General features: G+C 62.5%; 14 protein-coding genes. 8 read left to right on the forward strand and 6 right to left on the reverse strand.

Features of this window, described 5'->3' with window-relative positions; all coding sequences use genetic code 11:
- Positions 1 to 105 precede the first annotated feature (105 nt).
- The 3 genes from ACBG85_RS02115 (at position 106) to ACBG85_RS02125 (ending at position 4,685) form a co-directional block, all read left to right on the forward strand.
- Positions 106 to 1,320 (forward strand): acetyl-CoA C-acetyltransferase, encoded by a 1,215-nt coding sequence (locus ACBG85_RS02115; RefSeq protein ID WP_007731553.1) that lies wholly within the window; start codon positions 106 to 108, stop codon positions 1,318 to 1,320.
- A gap of 45 nt (positions 1,321 to 1,365) precedes the next feature.
- A complete protein-coding gene (locus tag ACBG85_RS02120) occupies positions 1,366 to 3,507 on the forward strand; it encodes a 3-hydroxyacyl-CoA dehydrogenase NAD-binding domain-containing protein (protein WP_030535720.1) in 2,142 nt (713 codons plus the stop codon).
- A 140-nt stretch (positions 3,508 to 3,647) separates the two neighbouring features.
- Entirely contained in the window at positions 3,648 to 4,685 is a 1,038-nt protein-coding gene (locus tag ACBG85_RS02125; protein WP_058227083.1) for a type IV toxin-antitoxin system AbiEi family antitoxin domain-containing protein, read from the forward strand.
- Between the two features lie 36 nt (positions 4,686 to 4,721).
- Here ACBG85_RS02125 and ACBG85_RS02130 read toward each other — a convergent pair whose 3' ends face one another.
- Together ACBG85_RS02130 and ACBG85_RS02135 are read right to left on the reverse strand one after the other, a co-directional pair.
- A complete protein-coding gene (locus ACBG85_RS02130) occupies positions 4,722 to 6,023 on the reverse strand; it encodes a class I SAM-dependent methyltransferase (RefSeq protein ID WP_372026023.1) in 1,302 nt (433 codons plus the stop codon).
- A complete protein-coding gene (locus ACBG85_RS02135; RefSeq protein ID WP_042447764.1) occupies positions 6,020 to 7,423 on the reverse strand; it encodes an FAD-binding oxidoreductase in 1,404 nt (467 codons plus the stop codon). The genes ACBG85_RS02130 and ACBG85_RS02135 overlap by 4 nt, the downstream gene beginning before the upstream one ends.
- A gap of 338 nt (positions 7,424 to 7,761) precedes the next feature.
- Here ACBG85_RS02135 and ACBG85_RS02140 point away from each other — a divergent pair, with 338 nt between their 5' ends.
- Positions 7,762 to 8,196, forward strand: a complete 435-nt coding sequence (locus tag ACBG85_RS02140; protein WP_003943959.1) for an SRPBCC family protein — start codon at positions 7,762 to 7,764, stop codon at positions 8,194 to 8,196.
- Between the two features lie 54 nt (positions 8,197 to 8,250).
- Here the strand turns inward: ACBG85_RS02140 and ACBG85_RS02145 are convergent, their stop codons facing one another.
- From ACBG85_RS02145 to ACBG85_RS02155, 3 genes are all read right to left on the reverse strand, one after another.
- The gene (locus tag ACBG85_RS02145; protein WP_063315207.1) at positions 8,251 to 9,762 is read right to left on the reverse strand and encodes an alpha/beta hydrolase; all 1,512 of its coding nucleotides are present in this window, start codon (positions 9,760 to 9,762) and stop codon (positions 8,251 to 8,253) included.
- Positions 9,762 to 10,058 (reverse strand): hypothetical protein, encoded by a 297-nt coding sequence (locus ACBG85_RS02150; protein WP_020905903.1) that lies wholly within the window; start codon positions 10,056 to 10,058, stop codon positions 9,762 to 9,764. Before ACBG85_RS02150 ends, ACBG85_RS02145 begins: the two co-directional genes overlap by 1 nt.
- Before the next feature lie 84 nt (positions 10,059 to 10,142).
- A complete protein-coding gene (locus ACBG85_RS02155; RefSeq protein WP_058038226.1) occupies positions 10,143 to 10,943 on the reverse strand; it encodes an Rv3717 family N-acetylmuramoyl-L-alanine amidase in 801 nt (266 codons plus the stop codon).
- Positions 10,944 to 11,052: 109 nt separating this feature from the next.
- Here ACBG85_RS02155 and ACBG85_RS02160 point away from each other — a divergent pair, with 109 nt between their 5' ends.
- From ACBG85_RS02160 to ACBG85_RS02175, 4 genes are all read left to right on the forward strand, one after another.
- Positions 11,053 to 11,391: a YbaB/EbfC family nucleoid-associated protein gene (locus ACBG85_RS02160; protein ID WP_003943929.1), complete on the forward strand. Its 339-nt coding sequence runs from the start codon at positions 11,053 to 11,055 to the stop codon at positions 11,389 to 11,391.
- A 12-nt stretch (positions 11,392 to 11,403) separates the two neighbouring features.
- Positions 11,404 to 12,024: a recombination mediator RecR gene (gene recR, locus ACBG85_RS02165; RefSeq protein WP_003943917.1), complete on the forward strand. Its 621-nt coding sequence runs from the start codon at positions 11,404 to 11,406 to the stop codon at positions 12,022 to 12,024.
- A complete protein-coding gene (locus ACBG85_RS02170) occupies positions 12,024 to 12,593 on the forward strand; it encodes a TetR/AcrR family transcriptional regulator (RefSeq protein WP_042447770.1) in 570 nt (189 codons plus the stop codon). The genes recR and ACBG85_RS02170 overlap by 1 nt, the downstream gene beginning before the upstream one ends.
- An 86-nt stretch (positions 12,594 to 12,679) precedes the next feature.
- Positions 12,680 to 14,152, forward strand: coding sequence for an MFS transporter (locus ACBG85_RS02175; RefSeq protein ID WP_007731537.1), 1,473 nt, complete (start codon positions 12,680 to 12,682; stop codon positions 14,150 to 14,152).
- On the opposite strand, the gene ACBG85_RS02180 is transcribed toward ACBG85_RS02175, so the two are convergent.
- On the reverse strand, positions 14,139 to 14,849 hold the full coding sequence (locus tag ACBG85_RS02180) for a TetR/AcrR family transcriptional regulator (RefSeq protein WP_372026030.1): 711 nt from the start codon (positions 14,847 to 14,849) through the stop codon (positions 14,139 to 14,141). The genes ACBG85_RS02175 and ACBG85_RS02180 overlap by 14 nt on opposite strands.
- Positions 14,850 to 14,901: the final 52 nt, after the last annotated feature.

Genomic DNA, 14,901 nt, shown 5'->3' on the forward strand with positions numbered 1-14,901 from the left:
CAGTGAAAGGGCTGAGGTCTGTACCTCGGCCATGCGCCACCACCGAAGGTGGCGCGGACGATCTGCAGACCGGTTCGACGAATTACACGGAAGGAACACCTCACAGTGACCACAGAGGCATTCATTTATGAAGCCATCCGTACCCCGCGAGGCCGCGGCAAGAAGACCGGGTCGTTGCACTCGGTCAAGCCGATCTCGCTGGTCACGGGTCTGATCCAGGAACTGCGCGTGCGCTTTCCCGACCTCGACGAGGACCGGATCTCCGACCTCATCCTGGGCGTCGTCACCCCCGTTGGCGATCAGGGAATGGACATCGCCCGCGTTGCAGTCAACGATGCGGGACTGCCCGACACCGTCGGTGGCGTTCAGCTCAACCGTTTCTGCGCTTCCGGCCTCGAGGCCGTGAACATGGCTGCTCAGAAGGTTCGGTCCGGCTGGGACGAACTGGTGATTGCCGGTGGCGTCGAGTCGATGTCCCGCGTTCCGATGGGATCCGACGGTGGACCGTGGGCACTCGACCCCGCCACCAACTACGACAACTACTTCGTGCCGCAGGGCGTCGGCGCAGACCTCATCGCCACCATCGAGGGCTTCTCGCGTGACGACGTCGACGCATACGCCGTGCGCTCGCAGGACCTCGCCGCCAAGGCGTGGACCGGCGGATACTTCGCCAAGTCGGTAGTGCCGGTCAAGGACATCAACGGCATCACCATCCTCGACAACGACGAGCACATGCGTCCGGGCACCACGGCAGAGAACCTCGCCGGCTTGGCTCCCGCGTTCGGTGTGATCGGTGAAATCGGCGGATTCGACGCCGTGTCGCTGCAGAAGTACCACTGGGTCGAGAAGATCAACCACGTTCACCACGGCGGCAACAGCTCGGGAATCGTCGACGGCGCTGCCCTCGTGCTCGTCGGTAGCGAGCAGGCCGGCAAGGACATGGGTCTGACGCCGCGCGCTCGCGTCGTCGCCACCGCCACCAGCGGCGCCGACTCCACCATCATGCTCACCGGCCCGACGCCGGCGTCGAAGAAGGTTCTGGCAGCTGCCGGCCTGACGGTCGACGACATCGACCTCTTCGAGATCAACGAGGCATTCGCTTCCGTCGTCCTGAAGTTCCAGAAGGACCTGAACATCCCGGACGAGAAGCTCAACGTCAACGGTGGCGCGATCGCCATGGGTCACCCGCTCGGTGCAACCGGCGCGATGATCACCGGAACGATGGTCGACGAGCTCGAGCGTCGTGGCGGCAAGCGCGCCCTCATCACCCTGTGCATCGGCGGCGGTATGGGCGTTGCCACCATCATCGAGCGCGTCTGACGCGGCGTCCGTCCTTCCAACGAGGCTTACCAGGAGTCAAGCAAAGTGACTGATCAGAACATCATCAACTGGGACCAGGACGCCGACGGCATCGTCGTGCTCACCATCAACGATCCCAACCAGGGCGCAAACACCATGAACGACGCGTACATCGCGTCGATGAAGGCCACCGTCGACCGTCTGGTCGCCGAGAAGGACTCCATCACCGGTGCCGTCATCACTTCCGGCAAGAAGACCTTCTTCGCCGGTGGCGACCTCAAGAACATGATCAAGGTCGGCCCCGAGCAGGCCGAGGAGATCTACAACCACAGCGTCGAGATCAAGGCAGACCTGCGTCGCCTCGAAACTCTCGGCAAGCCGGTCGTCGCCGCCATCAACGGCGCGGCACTCGGCGGCGGCCTCGAGATCGCTCTCGCGACCCACCACCGCATCGCGGCAGACGTCAAGGGAGTCAAGATCGGCCTGCCCGAGGTCACCCTCGGCCTGCTGCCCGGCGGCGGCGGCGTCGTGCGTACCGTGCGGATGCTCGGCCTGCAGAACGCGCTCATGGGCGTCCTGCTCCAGGGGCAGCAGCGTGGACCCGTTCAGGCCAAGGAAGTCGGCCTCATCGACGAGGTCGTCGGCTCGGTAGAGGAGCTGGTTCCGGCTGCGAAGGCATGGATCAAGGCCAACCCCGAAGGCGGCGTTCAGCCGTGGGATGTCAAGGGCTACAAGATCCCTGGCGGAACTCCGTCCACTCCGGCATTCGCTGCCAACCTTCCGGCGTTCCCCGCGAACCTGCGTAAGCAGCTCAAGGGCGCTCCGATGCCGGCTCCGCGCGCCATCATGGCCGCAGCCGTCGAGGGTTCGCAGGTCGACATCGACAACGCGCTGCTCATCGAGGCTCGCTACTTCACCTCGCTGGTGACCGGCCGCGTCGCGAAGAACATGATCCAGGCGTTCTTCTTCGACCTGCAGTCGATCAACGGCGGCGGTTCACGTCCGGCAGGCATCGAGAAGTCCACCATCAAGAAGGTCGGTGTCCTCGGCGCGGGCATGATGGGCGCGGGCATCGCGTACGTCTCCGCCAAGGCAGGCTTCGACGTCGTGCTCAAGGACGTCACCATCGAGGCTGCGAACAAGGGCAAGGCGTACTCCGAAGGCATTGAGGCCAAGGCGCTCTCGCGCGGCAAGACCACGCAGGAGAAGTCCGACGCACTCCTCGCCAAGATCACCCCGACGGCTGACCCGGCAGATTTCGCCGGCGTCGACTTCGTCATCGAAGCAGTTTTCGAGAGCCAGGAACTCAAGCACAAGGTGTTCCAGGAGATCGAGGACATCGTCGATCCCAAGGCACTGCTGGGCTCGAACACCTCGACGCTGCCCATCACGGGTCTCGCCACCGGCGTGAAGCGTCAGGAAGACTTCATCGGCATCCACTTCTTCTCGCCCGTCGACAAGATGCCGCTGGTGGAGATCATCCGCGGTGAGAAGACCTCCGACGAGACTCTGGCTCGCGTGTTCGACTACGTCCAGGCGATCCGCAAGACGCCGATCGTGGTCAACGACTCGCGTGGCTTCTTCACCTCGCGTGTCATCGGCACCTTCATCAACGAGGCCATCGGCATGCTCGCCGAGGGCGTCGAGCCTGCCACCATCGAGCAGGCCGGTATGCAGGCCGGTTACCCGGCTGCGCCGCTTCAGCTTTCGGATGAGCTCAACCTCACCCTCATGCAGAAGATCCGCAAGGAATCTGCCGACGCCGCCAAGGCCGAAGGCAAGGAACTGCCGGCAGATCCGGCCGGCGAGGTCATCAACACCCTCGTCGAGAAGTTCGATCGTAAGGGCAAGCTCGGTGGAGCCGGCTTCTACGATTACGCCGAGGGCAAGCGCACCGGCCTGTGGTCCGGACTCCGCGAGAACTTCAACTCCGGAACCTCCGACGCCCCGATCCAGGACCTCATCGACCGCATGCTGTTCATCGAGGCGATCGAGACGCAGAAGTGCTTCGACGAGAACGTCCTGATCACCACGGCGGACGCCAACATCGGCTCCATCATGGGTATCGGATTCCCGGCCTGGACCGGTGGCGTTCACCAGTTCATCGTCGGTTACGAGGGCGGCACGGCTGGCTTCGTCGCTCGTGCAAAGGAACTCGCTGCGCAGTACGGCCCGCGGTTCACCCCGCCGGCTTCGCTAGGGGCATAGCCCCCGTGCGCCTTTTTGGTAGTTACGGCTACCAAAAAGGCGCACAGGGGTTTATCCCCAGCTTGTGAGTTATCCACAGACGAACTCCGACAGCGAATTTCACGTCAGTCCTGTCGGAGTTCGGCCTGACGCTTGGTGCCATGACTACGTCTCATGGTGGAAGCGAGTTTCTCCGGATTCTCGATGCGCAATCCGGTCTGGTACGGCAACAGCAACTCTCGTCATTCGGATACAACCGAGGGATGCTGCGGAACTTTCTGGACCGCGGCGAATGGCAGCGCGTTCTACAAGGCGTGTATGCAGTGACCGCTGGCCCGCTCACCAGAGAAATGATCTTGAACGCCGCTTGGCTTTATGGTGGCCCGCAAGCGATTCTGAGCCACGACACTGCAGCTGAGGAATGGGGAATGCGTCGCATCGACGCAGACAAGCCAGTCCATGTCACCGTGCCCTACGGCAAGTCCGCTCGCTGTCAGTCCGCGACAATCCGCCGAGTTCCAGCGCGAACGTCGGGTGCACTCGTCAGAGTGGGTGGCGTGGTTCACCCCGGGGTAGTCGTCCACCGATCCCGAGCCCACCGATACATCGGCGTGCCGTCAGTCATACCTCGAACGTCGCGGGCGGATACCGCGATTGATCTTGCGACCGCCGAATCCACAGCGCGAAGCGCCTACGTTTCACTCATCACCACAGTGACAAATGCGCGAATTCCGTTGAACGATGTGCGTCGTCGGATTGACGAACGAACACCACATCGATTCAAGGGTGCGCTTTCCGATGCGGTACGCCTCCTGGCAGACGGGGTGCAGTCAACGCTCGAATACCACTATGCGGTCGACGTGGAGCAGGCGCACGGGTTGCCGTCGGCCAGACGCCAGTCACCGGTTCGCGTCGACGGTCGCACGTTGTACGAGGATTGCGACTACAGCGAATTCGGTGTGCCGCTGATCGTGCGTCTCGACGGTCGGTGGGCGCATTCCATGGCCGAGGTGGCATTCCGTGATCGCCGCCGTGACAATGCGGCAGAGCTGGCAGGTCGTCCGCGGTTGGTCTACGGATTCGACGAGGTGATGAAGACCCCGTGCCAGGTTGCGCACGAGGTGGAGACGGTCTTGCGGCGCGGAGGCTGGGTGAGGACGCAGTCGGGTGCCTGCGGCACCTGTGCGCCTTTTTGGTAGTGCCGACTACCAAAAAGGCGCACGGGGGCTTTGCCCCTAGGCCTTCCACCACGGGCGAAGCGGCACATGCGCCTCACCCTTGGGGCCGAGCTTCACGGCCAGAACCTGGTGCAGCTGAACGACATTGCGCTCGAACCCGAGTCGTGAGCCGGCCATGTACAGGCCCCAGACGCGGGCGGTTCCTTCGCCGACCTCGGCGACGCAGGCGTCCCAGTTGTCGACGAGATTCTGGCACCATCCGGCGAGCGTCAGTGCGTAATGCTCGCGAAGGTTCTCTTCGTGACGCACCTCGAGGCCGACGTTCTGGATCTCGGAGATGATGCGACCCGAACCGGTGAGCTCCCCGTCGGGGAAGACGTACCGGTCGATGAATCCGCCTGCCTTGGCGCTGCTTCGGTTGTCCGGACGGGTGATGCAGTGGTTGAGCAGACGCCCACCCTCACGCAGCTTGCCCTTGAGGAACTCGAAGTACGCCGGGTAGTTTCCGACGCCGATGTGCTCGGTCAGGCCGATGGAGGACACTGCGTCGAATCCGGTCTCGGCCACGCCGCGGTAGTCGGAGAAACGGACCTGGGCGAGATCGGCGAGGCCCTCGTCCTCGATGGCCTTCTGTGCCCAATCCGCTTGCTCGCGAGAGAGAGTCACGCCGATCACCTTGACGCCGCGCCTGGCCGCGTAGCGGACCATCGAGCCCCAGCCGCAGCCGATGTCGAGAAGTCGATCACCCTTCTGGAGTCCGAGCTTCTCGAACACCAGGCGGTACTTGTTCTCCTGGGCTTCTTCGAGCGTCTGTTCCGCATTGTCGTAAGCGGCACAGGTGTACGTCATGGACGGGCCGAGGACGTACTCGTAGAAGGTGTTGGAGACGTCGTAGTGGTGATGGATGACTTCGGCGTCACGAGTCTTGGAGTGACGCAGTCCTTCTGCGACGCGACGCCAGCGAGGGAGATGTTCCTGGGGCGGCGGGGCGATGGGCCGCAACAGATCCCAGCCCAGGGAGCGCGTGATGCTGGCGAGCGTCAGTGCGGACGGGCGCTTGAGGTGGAGTTCGTCACCCATGATGCGCAGGATCTCGTACGGATCACCGGGGTGGACACCCTCGGCTTCGAGATCGCCGGAGACGTACGCGCGGGCCATGCCGAGGTCGCCGGGAGCTGTTGCGAGATAAGTGGTTCCGCGAGTCGACTTGAGGTGCAGTCCGTAGTCGGCATCTTCGGGGCCGGCGGTGCTGCCGTCGTACGCGGTGAATCGAAGCGGCAGCATGCCGTCGGAAAGCGTCTCGAGAATCTCGGCAATAGAGAGCTTGTCCTGGCTTTTGGAGTCTTTGAACGTGGTCATTTACGTTGCACCGCCTTAGAGAATAGATCCAATAAACGGGATTTCGGGTCGTAGCGTTCCTTGAGTCCGATGTACCGGTCGCCGCCGTAGTACAGCTCCTCGAAGTCTTCCTTCGAGTAGTAGGAGTCGGAGTAGAGCGATTTGTGTCCGTCGAAATCGCTGACCTTTTCTTCGATCAGTCGATTTGCTGCCCCCTCGCGCTCACCGGGAACGATCGGCACCGAAGACCAGAAGCCGATGTTGACGTAGGTGCGCTTGGGTTCGAGGGGGTAGAGGGGCCACGGCCGTGATGCAGAAGCGGCGGCAGGGCTTGGCTCGCGAAGACGCAACGGGCACAACCACAGTGGTTCGATCGGGATTTCCTCGAGGAACCACGAGACGAAGTCCGCGGTTCGTTCGATGGGTACCTCGACGTCCTGGACGACGCGTTCGCGCGGGGGCTTGCCCTTGCGCTTTTCGAGGCGATCTCCGATGTCGTACTTGTGGTCGAGGGCGATCAGCTTCCAGTAGAAGCTGCTGCGCAGGTACTGCTTGGGCCAGAAGCGCCGGATCTTCGGGTTCTGTGCACCGAAAGCTCGTGAGCACCAGAACCAGTCGGTGTCCCAGCGCCACAGGTAGTCGCGAATGGTCAAGCGATCCGTCTTGGGCTGGGTGAGTGACGAATGCTGGATCGACCGGTAGAAGATGTCCTGGTCGGTGTAATCGCTGACCGGGCCTTCCTCGTCGGTTTGCGCGCCGAGTGTGAGGTAGCTCTCGGAATCGGTGAAGACCACCCCGTCGAGATAGTCGACGGCGATCCCGTCGTACTCGCGCTCGGTGACGATGCGATCCATCGTTTCTTCGAGTTTCTTCAACGAATCGAAGCGCACGTGGCGCAAGGCGACGTACTTCTTGACGGGTTCGAGTGCGATCTTCAATCGCGTCGAATAGCCAAGGGTGCCGTAGGAATTGGGGAAACCGAAGAACAGTTCGGCGTGTTCGCCGTCCGGTGTTGCGGTGATGATCTCGCCGCTTCCGGTCAGTACGTCGATTTCGAGTACCGACTCGTGCGGCAGGCCGTTGCGGAACGAGGTGGACTCGATGCCCAGGCCGGTCACCGCACCGCCCAGGGTGATGGTCTTGAGTTGAGGCACGACCAGGGGCGCCAGCCCGTAGGGCAGCGTCGCGTCGACGAGGTCCTCGTACGTGCACATGCCGGCGACGTCGGCTGTGCGCGCCTGCGCATCGACGGCGATGACACCTGCCAGACCGCTGACGTCGAGGCCGGGGGCCGACGTCTTGGCGCGAGCGCGGAACAGATTGGATGTCTTCTTTGCCAGGCGTACAGAAGCATCGGCGGGAATGGCGCGGTATGACGCGAGTAGGCGTTCGACGCCTTCTCTGTGCTGCTCGAACCCCATTTCACGCGCAGCATCGGAACCCGGGCCTTGCTTTGTCCGGATTCGATCTAACTTCTGAACTACCCCATTGAACGAGAGAGTCACACCCTGACGCTATCGGTAGTTGCGTGTGCAAGCTATCCGGAGGGGTATTAATGCCCGAATTTGATCGAGTTGTTGCAATCGAACTCGGTAAATGCTCCGAGTGGTGAACCAGCTCACACGGAATGGGTAGATGGTCGAGATACCCGGGCGCAGCAGGCAGTATGGAAAGGAATATCTGCGCAGTTCGAGGTGCGGATTCGGGTAGTCATTCGCGGTATCGAGCCGCGTTGGTCGAGCAAGGAGACGTAGGGCATATGGGTCAGGTCAATGCAATGAGTTCGACAGTCGTCACAGCAGCACCCGACAAGGTGCTCGCGGCGCTCTCGGACTACGAGACGGTTCGCCCGCGAATCCTGTCCGAGCAGTACCTCGACTACAAGGTCGTCGAAGGTGGCCAGGGTGACGGAACCGTCGCGCAGTGGACGCTCAAGGCGACGGAAAAGCGCTCGCGCAACGTCAAGGCGACAGTGACGGTCGACGGCAACGTCATCACCGAGAAGGACGCGAACTCCAGCCTCGTCACCACCTGGACCGTTGCCCCCAACGGCACCGGAACGACGGTGACGACGCTCACCCAGTGGCAGGGTGCCACCGGTATCGGCGGCTTCTTCGAGCGCACGTTCGCTCCGAAGGGTCTGCAGCGCATCCAGGCCCAGGTCCTGGACAACCTCAAGCGCGAACTCGTCTAACCGATCCTGCATCACCGAGATGGCGTCGTACCTTCACCGGGACGGCGCCTTCTTTCATGGGCCGGTAATGATCCGTCCGAATTCGGTGAGTGCGGGGTTTCCGCTTTCCCAGTAATCGCTGTGAACTCCGAACCCAGGCTCCCCGGGAGATCCGGTGAATACCTGCGCGCCGAATTCCGGATCCGACGGGTCGAACCCGTGGACTCCGAGGATCGTGGGGATCAATTGGACCGGATCCCAGAAGGCCGTCGTCGAATGAACATGGCGAGCCATCTCGGCCGAGTCGACGCCGTCCAGGCTCAGTTCGTTCACGCGCTCGGCATCGACGCCGGGGCTTGCGACAAAAACCAGTTCGTCGACGTCGAGGGAAGCGCCACGGGTAGTCGCAGCACCGATGACGGTGCTGCCGTAGGAATGACCGATCACCACGTTGTGCGAAGGCGGACCGTCATGCGAGGTTCGTAACCCGTCCTGGAAGCTGTCGAGCCTCGGCGCTGCGGAGGTGGCGTACCGATCCGAGGCTGCGTCGGGAATGCCTGGGGGAGCGTCGTATCCGGACCACAGGATCACTGATGTGGCTTCCGTCGGTGCTGCCCTTACGGACGCGTCGTACATGGCCTTGGTTCGTTGCAGGTCTCCGCCGACGCCCGACAGCCCGGAGCCGGTTCCGGGAACCAGTGTTGCGACGTTGCCGGCGGCATCGGGATTACCGACTGCCACGACGGCATGCCCATCCGTGACCGAGAGAAGGAACGTGTCCGGTCGAAGTTCGCCGCGCACGGCCGTGTATCCGGCAGCGACCGTTCGATCCGGCAACTGCTCGAGCGCAGAGAGGTACCGCCGGTTGTAGTAGTCCCGGTCGAGAGCGGGAAGGCCGTCGCGGCTACCGATGGACGGATCCCACCTCGCCAACGCGTCTTTCTCGTTGGGCGTGAGCGATTCCCAGAGTCGGTGTAGCTCCGTTGGTGTCCCGGGGAGTGTCGACCTCCCGTCGAGGATGTCGACGACAGTGCGGTCGAGGCGATCAGGCTGATTGCCAAGGTGTGATCCGATCTCTCGGAATGCCGCACGCAGAGCAGTCGCGGCCCGGTTGTCTTCGTCGTCGAGTGCCGTCAATGCAGTGGAGATCTTCTGCTGAAAAACCTGTGCAGCCGTGGCGTTTTCGGAATCTTGCATGGCGTCGGCCAGATTCCATGGCTGCTTCGTCTCAGGTGCCGATACCGCTCCACTGTCTGACACCGTCAAGCCGTGTTCGAGAGTCGCCTCCTCGACCAGGTCCAGAACTGATTTTCGCGCCGCACCGATCGTATTGGCCGCTCCGCCATACAGATCCGCAACTACGCGAACTGCAATCGACAGCCGCGACGAGGAAAGCGAGATACCAGACCACTGCACTGCCGCCGCGCTCGACGCTTGTCCCTGCCAGAATTCGCGGACGGCGTCGATGCTGCGTCCGGCGTCATTGCCGAGGACTTCGATCTGCCGGTCGATGTCGATCAATTCCGAAGCGCTTGTGCGCAATTTCTCCGGTGACCATGTTCGAAGCTGAGAGACGGTGGGCTGCATCAGTAGGCTCCGCGCAGTTCGGACACCACTTCGCCCTCGGCAGCGTCGTACAGACGTGCTGCGGCAGCGGTTCCCGACGCCATGAGTCCCAATTGCGTAGCCAGGTACCGGTACGCGTCGGCGATGACGCCGGCATTCCCAGTCGACACAGCCGCGACAGCGGACGAGTTCAGGGCCGCCGCGGCTTCGAAAATCGGGCCGGCGGAATCGATCCCCGAGATCTGATCCGCGATTCGAGACAGATCAGCCGAAAGTTGCTGCAGAGCAGCGAAATCTACCTGAAGTATCGGCCCCATGGCAGAACCGTATCCAGGTGAGCGGGCTACTTCGGCGGTGCCGACATACCTGTGGACAAGTGGAATTTCTCCACAGAAGACAGGTCAGGGGGTTGTGAGGAAGGCCGTGACTCCGCTGGTGACGGCGGACGCATATTCCTGCTGACCGTCCGGGCTCGTCATGCGCGCTGCCTCGTCGGCATTTCGCATGTTGCCGAGTTCGACCAGAATCGACGGCCGCTGCGACAGATTGAGTCCCGTCAGATCGGCGCGTGGTGCCAGCCCGTCGTCACCGATGTAGGTCGACGGGGTGAGTCCGGCTGTGACGAGTGAGTCGCGCATGGTTTCGGCAAAGGTGACGGACGGGCCTGCCTGCACCGCGTTCAGCGGGGGCGCGGAGTAGCAGACGTGGAAGCCCTCGGCTGCGGCTGCTGCGCCGTCCGCGTGAATGCTCACCACTACGTCGGCGCCGGAGGAATTGGCAGCTTCGGCGCGTGCGTCGACGCAAGATCCGACGCTGATGTCGTCCGGTCGACTCAGGACCACTGTGGCGCCTTGGCCTTCGAGTTCGCTCTTGACCAGGCTCGCGACTTCCCAGTTGAAGGTGTGCTCGGGGAACCCGGCATCGGTGTTGGTGCCGGTGGTCTGGCAGTTCTTGGTGCCGCCGCGGCCCGTGGGGACCTGGGTGTTGATGCTGTCGTCGTTCGCCCCGCTGTGCCCGGGATCGAGGAAGACGACCTTGCCGGTGAGCGCAGCGGGGACGTCAGCGGCGACAGTGCTCAGCGGAGACACCTCGACCGAAGTCGTGGCCTCGGCAGTCTCGGTCGGAATCGTGCACGCAGCGCTCAGAAGCCCGGCCCCGACCACGGCGATCAGGGCAGTGGAGCGGAACACACGAGATGCCATGTTTGACCCTCTTGACGGTTTTACGGTGTCTGACTGGTTCCGGCGCACCCGCTCACGGTAGCGCGCACCGACTACGCTGGTGGGGATAACTCTGTAGAAAGGACCGCTCGTGCAACCAGGTGGAGCACCCGACATGTCTGCTCTGTTGGCTCAGGCTCAGCAGATGCAGCAGCAATTGATGGCGGCGCAGCAGGAAATGGCTCAGGCCGAAGTGACCGGTCAGGCCGGTGGCGGACTGGTTGTCGCCACGGTCAAGGGCACCGGCGAGGTTGTCGGTCTGCAGATCGATCCCAAGGTCGTCGACCCCGAAGATGTCGAGACGCTGCAGGATCTGGTGATCGGCGCGATCGAGGACGCTTCGCGTAAGGCACAGGAAGTCGCTGCTGAGAAGCTCGGCCCGTTGGCCGGCGGACTCGGCGGAGGCCTTCCCGGTCTCCCCGGCTTCTAGAAACGAGAACGCGTGTACGAAGGTCCGGTTCAGGATCTGATCGACGAACTCGGGAAGCTTCCCGGAGTCGGGCCGAAGAGCGCTCAACGCATCGCTTTTCACCTGCTCTCCGTGGAGCCTCCCGAGATCGACCGTTTGAAAAATGCATTGCAGCGCATCCGTGACGGCGTTCAGTTCTGCACGGTGTGCGGAACTGTCTCCGATCAGGAGAAGTGCCGCATATGCGCCGACGCACGTCGCGATCGCACGGTGATCTGCGTCGTGGAGGAACCGAAGGACGTTCAGGCCGTCGAGCGCACCCGTGAGTTCAAGGGTCGTTATCACGTGCTCGGCGGTGCGCTCAATCCGCTCTCGGGGATCGGGCCTGACCAGTTGCGTATCCGGGAGTTGTTGGCTCGCATCGCAAATCAGGAGGACGGCGTCGACGTGTCCGAGGTCATCATCGCCACCGACCCCAACACGGAGGGTGAGGCGACAGCTACCTATCTCGTTCGCATGATGCGAGACATTCCGGGGCTGACGGTGTCTCGGTTGGCTTCGGGTCTTCCGATGGGTGGCGATCTCGAATTCGCAGACGAGTTGACGCTGGGTCGGGCATTGTCCGGCCGTCGTGAATTGTCGCGGAACGCTTGATGAGCGGCACGGAGCAAGGTCAGCAGGTGCGTCGTACGTCCGAGCAGACGCGTGCGCAGATCATCGCGTCGGCCGGGAAAGCATTCGCGACTCGGCCGTACCGCGAAATCACGCTCAAGGACATCGCCGAAGACGCAGGCGTCAGCGCGCCTCTGATCATCAAGTACTTCGGTTCCAAAGAGCAGTTGTACGACGAGTTGGTCGACTTCCGGGCAGCGGCGGTCACGGTCTTCGATGCCCCGAACGACTCGCTCGGCGAGCGCATGGTCTCGCTGTTCACCAAGCCGTTGGAGTCGTACAAGCCGCTGTCCATGAGCTTGTTGTTCATGAGCGGCGTCAGTGAAGAGAGCAACCGCAAGCTGCGCGAGAACTATTCGACGCAGATGATCGACACCCTCGCCGGTCGCCTGTCCGGCCCCGACGCGAGATTGCGCGCGGAACTGGCGATGTCGATGGTGGTCGGAGTGGCGATCATGCGCCGACGGATGATGGCCGGCCATGCCACCGGCACCCAGGACGAGGTGGTTGCGCTGTACGCACCGCTGGTGCAAAAGCTGCTCGACGGGTGAGCGGCGTCACAATTCTTGCTAGGTAAATATCCGTTCACCTAATGTAGGTGAACGGATATTTACCTAGTGAGAACAGGCGGTGTGGGGTGACGACGCTCGACCGTCCGCCGGGCACGCCTGCAGTCACCACCTCCGATGCGGGACTCGCGCAGCCGCGCTCCCGCTTCCTGTTCCCCATCGTTGTCGCCGCCGCAGTGTTCCAGGCTGTTCTGCAGACGGTCATCGTTCCACTGCTGCCGGAGTTGCCGCACTTCACCGGCGCTGGACGCACGGCCGTGTCCTGGCTGGTGACCGTCACGCTGCTGGTCGGCGCTGTCGTCACTCCCATCTTCGGTCGACTCGCCGACATGTTCGGCAAGAAGAAGATGCTTCTGGTTGCTTTCTCGATGATGACTCTCGGCTCGATGTTGTGTGCGCTGTCGTCGGACATCGCTGTCCTCATCTTCGCGAGAGCGTTGCAGGGGGCCGGGTCGGCAGTCATCCCCATCGGAATCTCCATGCTCCGTGACGAATTGCCACGCAACAAGGTCAACGGCGCAGTGGCCATGATGAGTTCGACGCTCGGCGTCGGAACCGCTTTGGGCATACCGTTTTCCGCGATGATCGCGCAGTACTCGAACTGGCACGTCCTGTTCTGGGTAACCACCGCCATCGGGCTGTCCGTGACTCTTGCTGCGGTGCTGTTCATTCGAGAGTCCGAGCCGAATCCGTCGGGAAGATTCGACGGCGTCGGGGCGGTTGGTCTGAGCGCCGCGATGATTGCTCTGCTTGTGCCGATCACTCAGGGGTCGAGTTGGGGGTGGACCAGTGGAGCGGTGATCTCCATGCTGGCCGCGTCGGCGGTGCTGTTCACGCTCTGGGTAATTCAACAGCGGCGCAACGTCAATCCGCTGGTCGACGTCCGTGCTCTCGTGAAACGTGCGGTGTTGATCCCGCATCTGGCGGCTCTGCTGGTCGGGTTCGCGTTTTTCGGGAACACGCTGATCACGACACAACTGCTGCAGGGGATGAAGGGGCCGGGTGCCGGGTACGGCCTGTCGATCATCGCGGCAGCGCTCTGCCAGATTCCGGCGAGTATCGCGATGGTGCTGTTCTCACCGGTTGCGGTGCGTATCACCGACCGCTTCGGTTCACGGACCGCGATGTTGACCGGCGCCGTGTTCCTCGCCGGCGGGTACGGGATTCACGCCGTTGCCGGTAAGCCGCTGTGGGGAGTGGTTGCAGCACTGGGTATCACAGCGGTCGGGACTGCCATCGTGTACAGCACGCTCTCGCTGCTGATTCTGGTTGCCGTACCTCGTCAGCGACTGGCGGCTGCCAACGGGGTGAACTCACTTCTGCGGACGTCCGGAAGCACGATCTGCAGTGCGACGGTGGCAACCATTCTCGCTGCATTCGTGATCAGCGGTTCGGAACATTCCACGTCGTGGACCGGATTCTCCGTCGCCTACCTGGTGTGCGCGGGCTGCGCGGTGGTCGTGTTCGCGGTGTCGATCCTGTTGCCGCAGGGACGAACCCCGAAACATCTGGATTTGCCGGATCTGGTCAGGCGACCCTGAATCCCGAGAGGAAGAGCGTGATCATCAGATCCGCGAACTCGTCGGTGGTGTACTTCTGGCGATCCGGCCAATGCGTTGTCGACCACAAGGTGTCTCGTACCGATCGATAGAAAATTTCCGGTGCCACGTCTTTGCGGAAGATTCCCTGATCGACGCCTTCGGCAATCGCTTTCATCCAATGCTCGCGGACTTGGCGGGAAGGCCCGTCGACGGATTGCAGGAGATCGTTGTCGCGAAGATAAGCCCGATCGTTCTGGTAGATCGCCGTCGGGTGCGGGTGTAGTTCGATGACGACCAGCGTCTCGCGGATCAAGCCGCGCAGGACTTCCTCGGGGTCGTTTGCCGTCTTCTCCACCTGATCGAAGCGGAGCTGAATGTCGGTGATGAAGCCGCGCATGAGCTCGGCAACTATCGCATTCTTCGACTTGAAGTAGTGGTAGAGGCTGCCCGAGAACACACCGGCGGCGTCGCCGATCTCGCGAACGGTCGTGGTGGCGACACCCTTCCTGGCAAACAGCTCGGCTGAGCTCTCCAGGATCTTCTCCCGACGATCTGGTGATGCCACTGAAATCTCCACTGGTTGTCGGTCCTGCTCAGGGCAGGGTTTCGGGGGTGCCGGGCTGCCGTCGAACGTAGCGCAATCCTGCCTGATAGCTCCGGCTCGAACCAATTCGTCGGTGAGATCGCGTGTTTCCACTTCCGGATTCCTATGCTAGCTTCAAAATCAAGCGCTTGCTCAACTTTCGTTC

It is taken from the genome of Rhodococcus sp. NyZ502, from assembly GCF_041464245.1.
GTDB lineage: Bacteria > Actinomycetota > Actinomycetes > Mycobacteriales > Mycobacteriaceae > Rhodococcus_F > Rhodococcus_F qingshengii.

Excerpts from the sequence above, each read along its gene's own strand:
- ACBG85_RS02125 (WP_058227083.1), top strand. The coding sequence starts at position 3,648 with ATGACTACGTCTCATGGTGGAAGCGAGTTTCTCCGGATTCTCGATGCG.
- ACBG85_RS02130 (WP_372026023.1), bottom strand. The coding sequence starts at position 6,023 with ATGACCACGTTCAAAGACTCCAAAAGCCAGGACAAGCTCTCTATTGCC.
- ACBG85_RS02135 (WP_042447764.1), bottom strand. The coding sequence starts at position 7,423 with ATGGGGTTCGAGCAGCACAGAGAAGGCGTCGAACGCCTACTCGCGTCA.
- ACBG85_RS02140 (WP_003943959.1), top strand. The coding sequence starts at position 7,762 with ATGGGTCAGGTCAATGCAATGAGTTCGACAGTCGTCACAGCAGCACCC.
- ACBG85_RS02145 (WP_063315207.1), bottom strand. The coding sequence starts at position 9,762 with ATGCAGCCCACCGTCTCTCAGCTTCGAACATGGTCACCGGAGAAATTG.
- ACBG85_RS02150 (WP_020905903.1), bottom strand. The coding sequence starts at position 10,058 with ATGGGGCCGATACTTCAGGTAGATTTCGCTGCTCTGCAGCAACTTTCG.
- ACBG85_RS02155 (WP_058038226.1), bottom strand. The coding sequence starts at position 10,943 with ATGGCATCTCGTGTGTTCCGCTCCACTGCCCTGATCGCCGTGGTCGGG.
- ACBG85_RS02170 (WP_042447770.1), top strand. The coding sequence starts at position 12,024 with ATGAGCGGCACGGAGCAAGGTCAGCAGGTGCGTCGTACGTCCGAGCAG.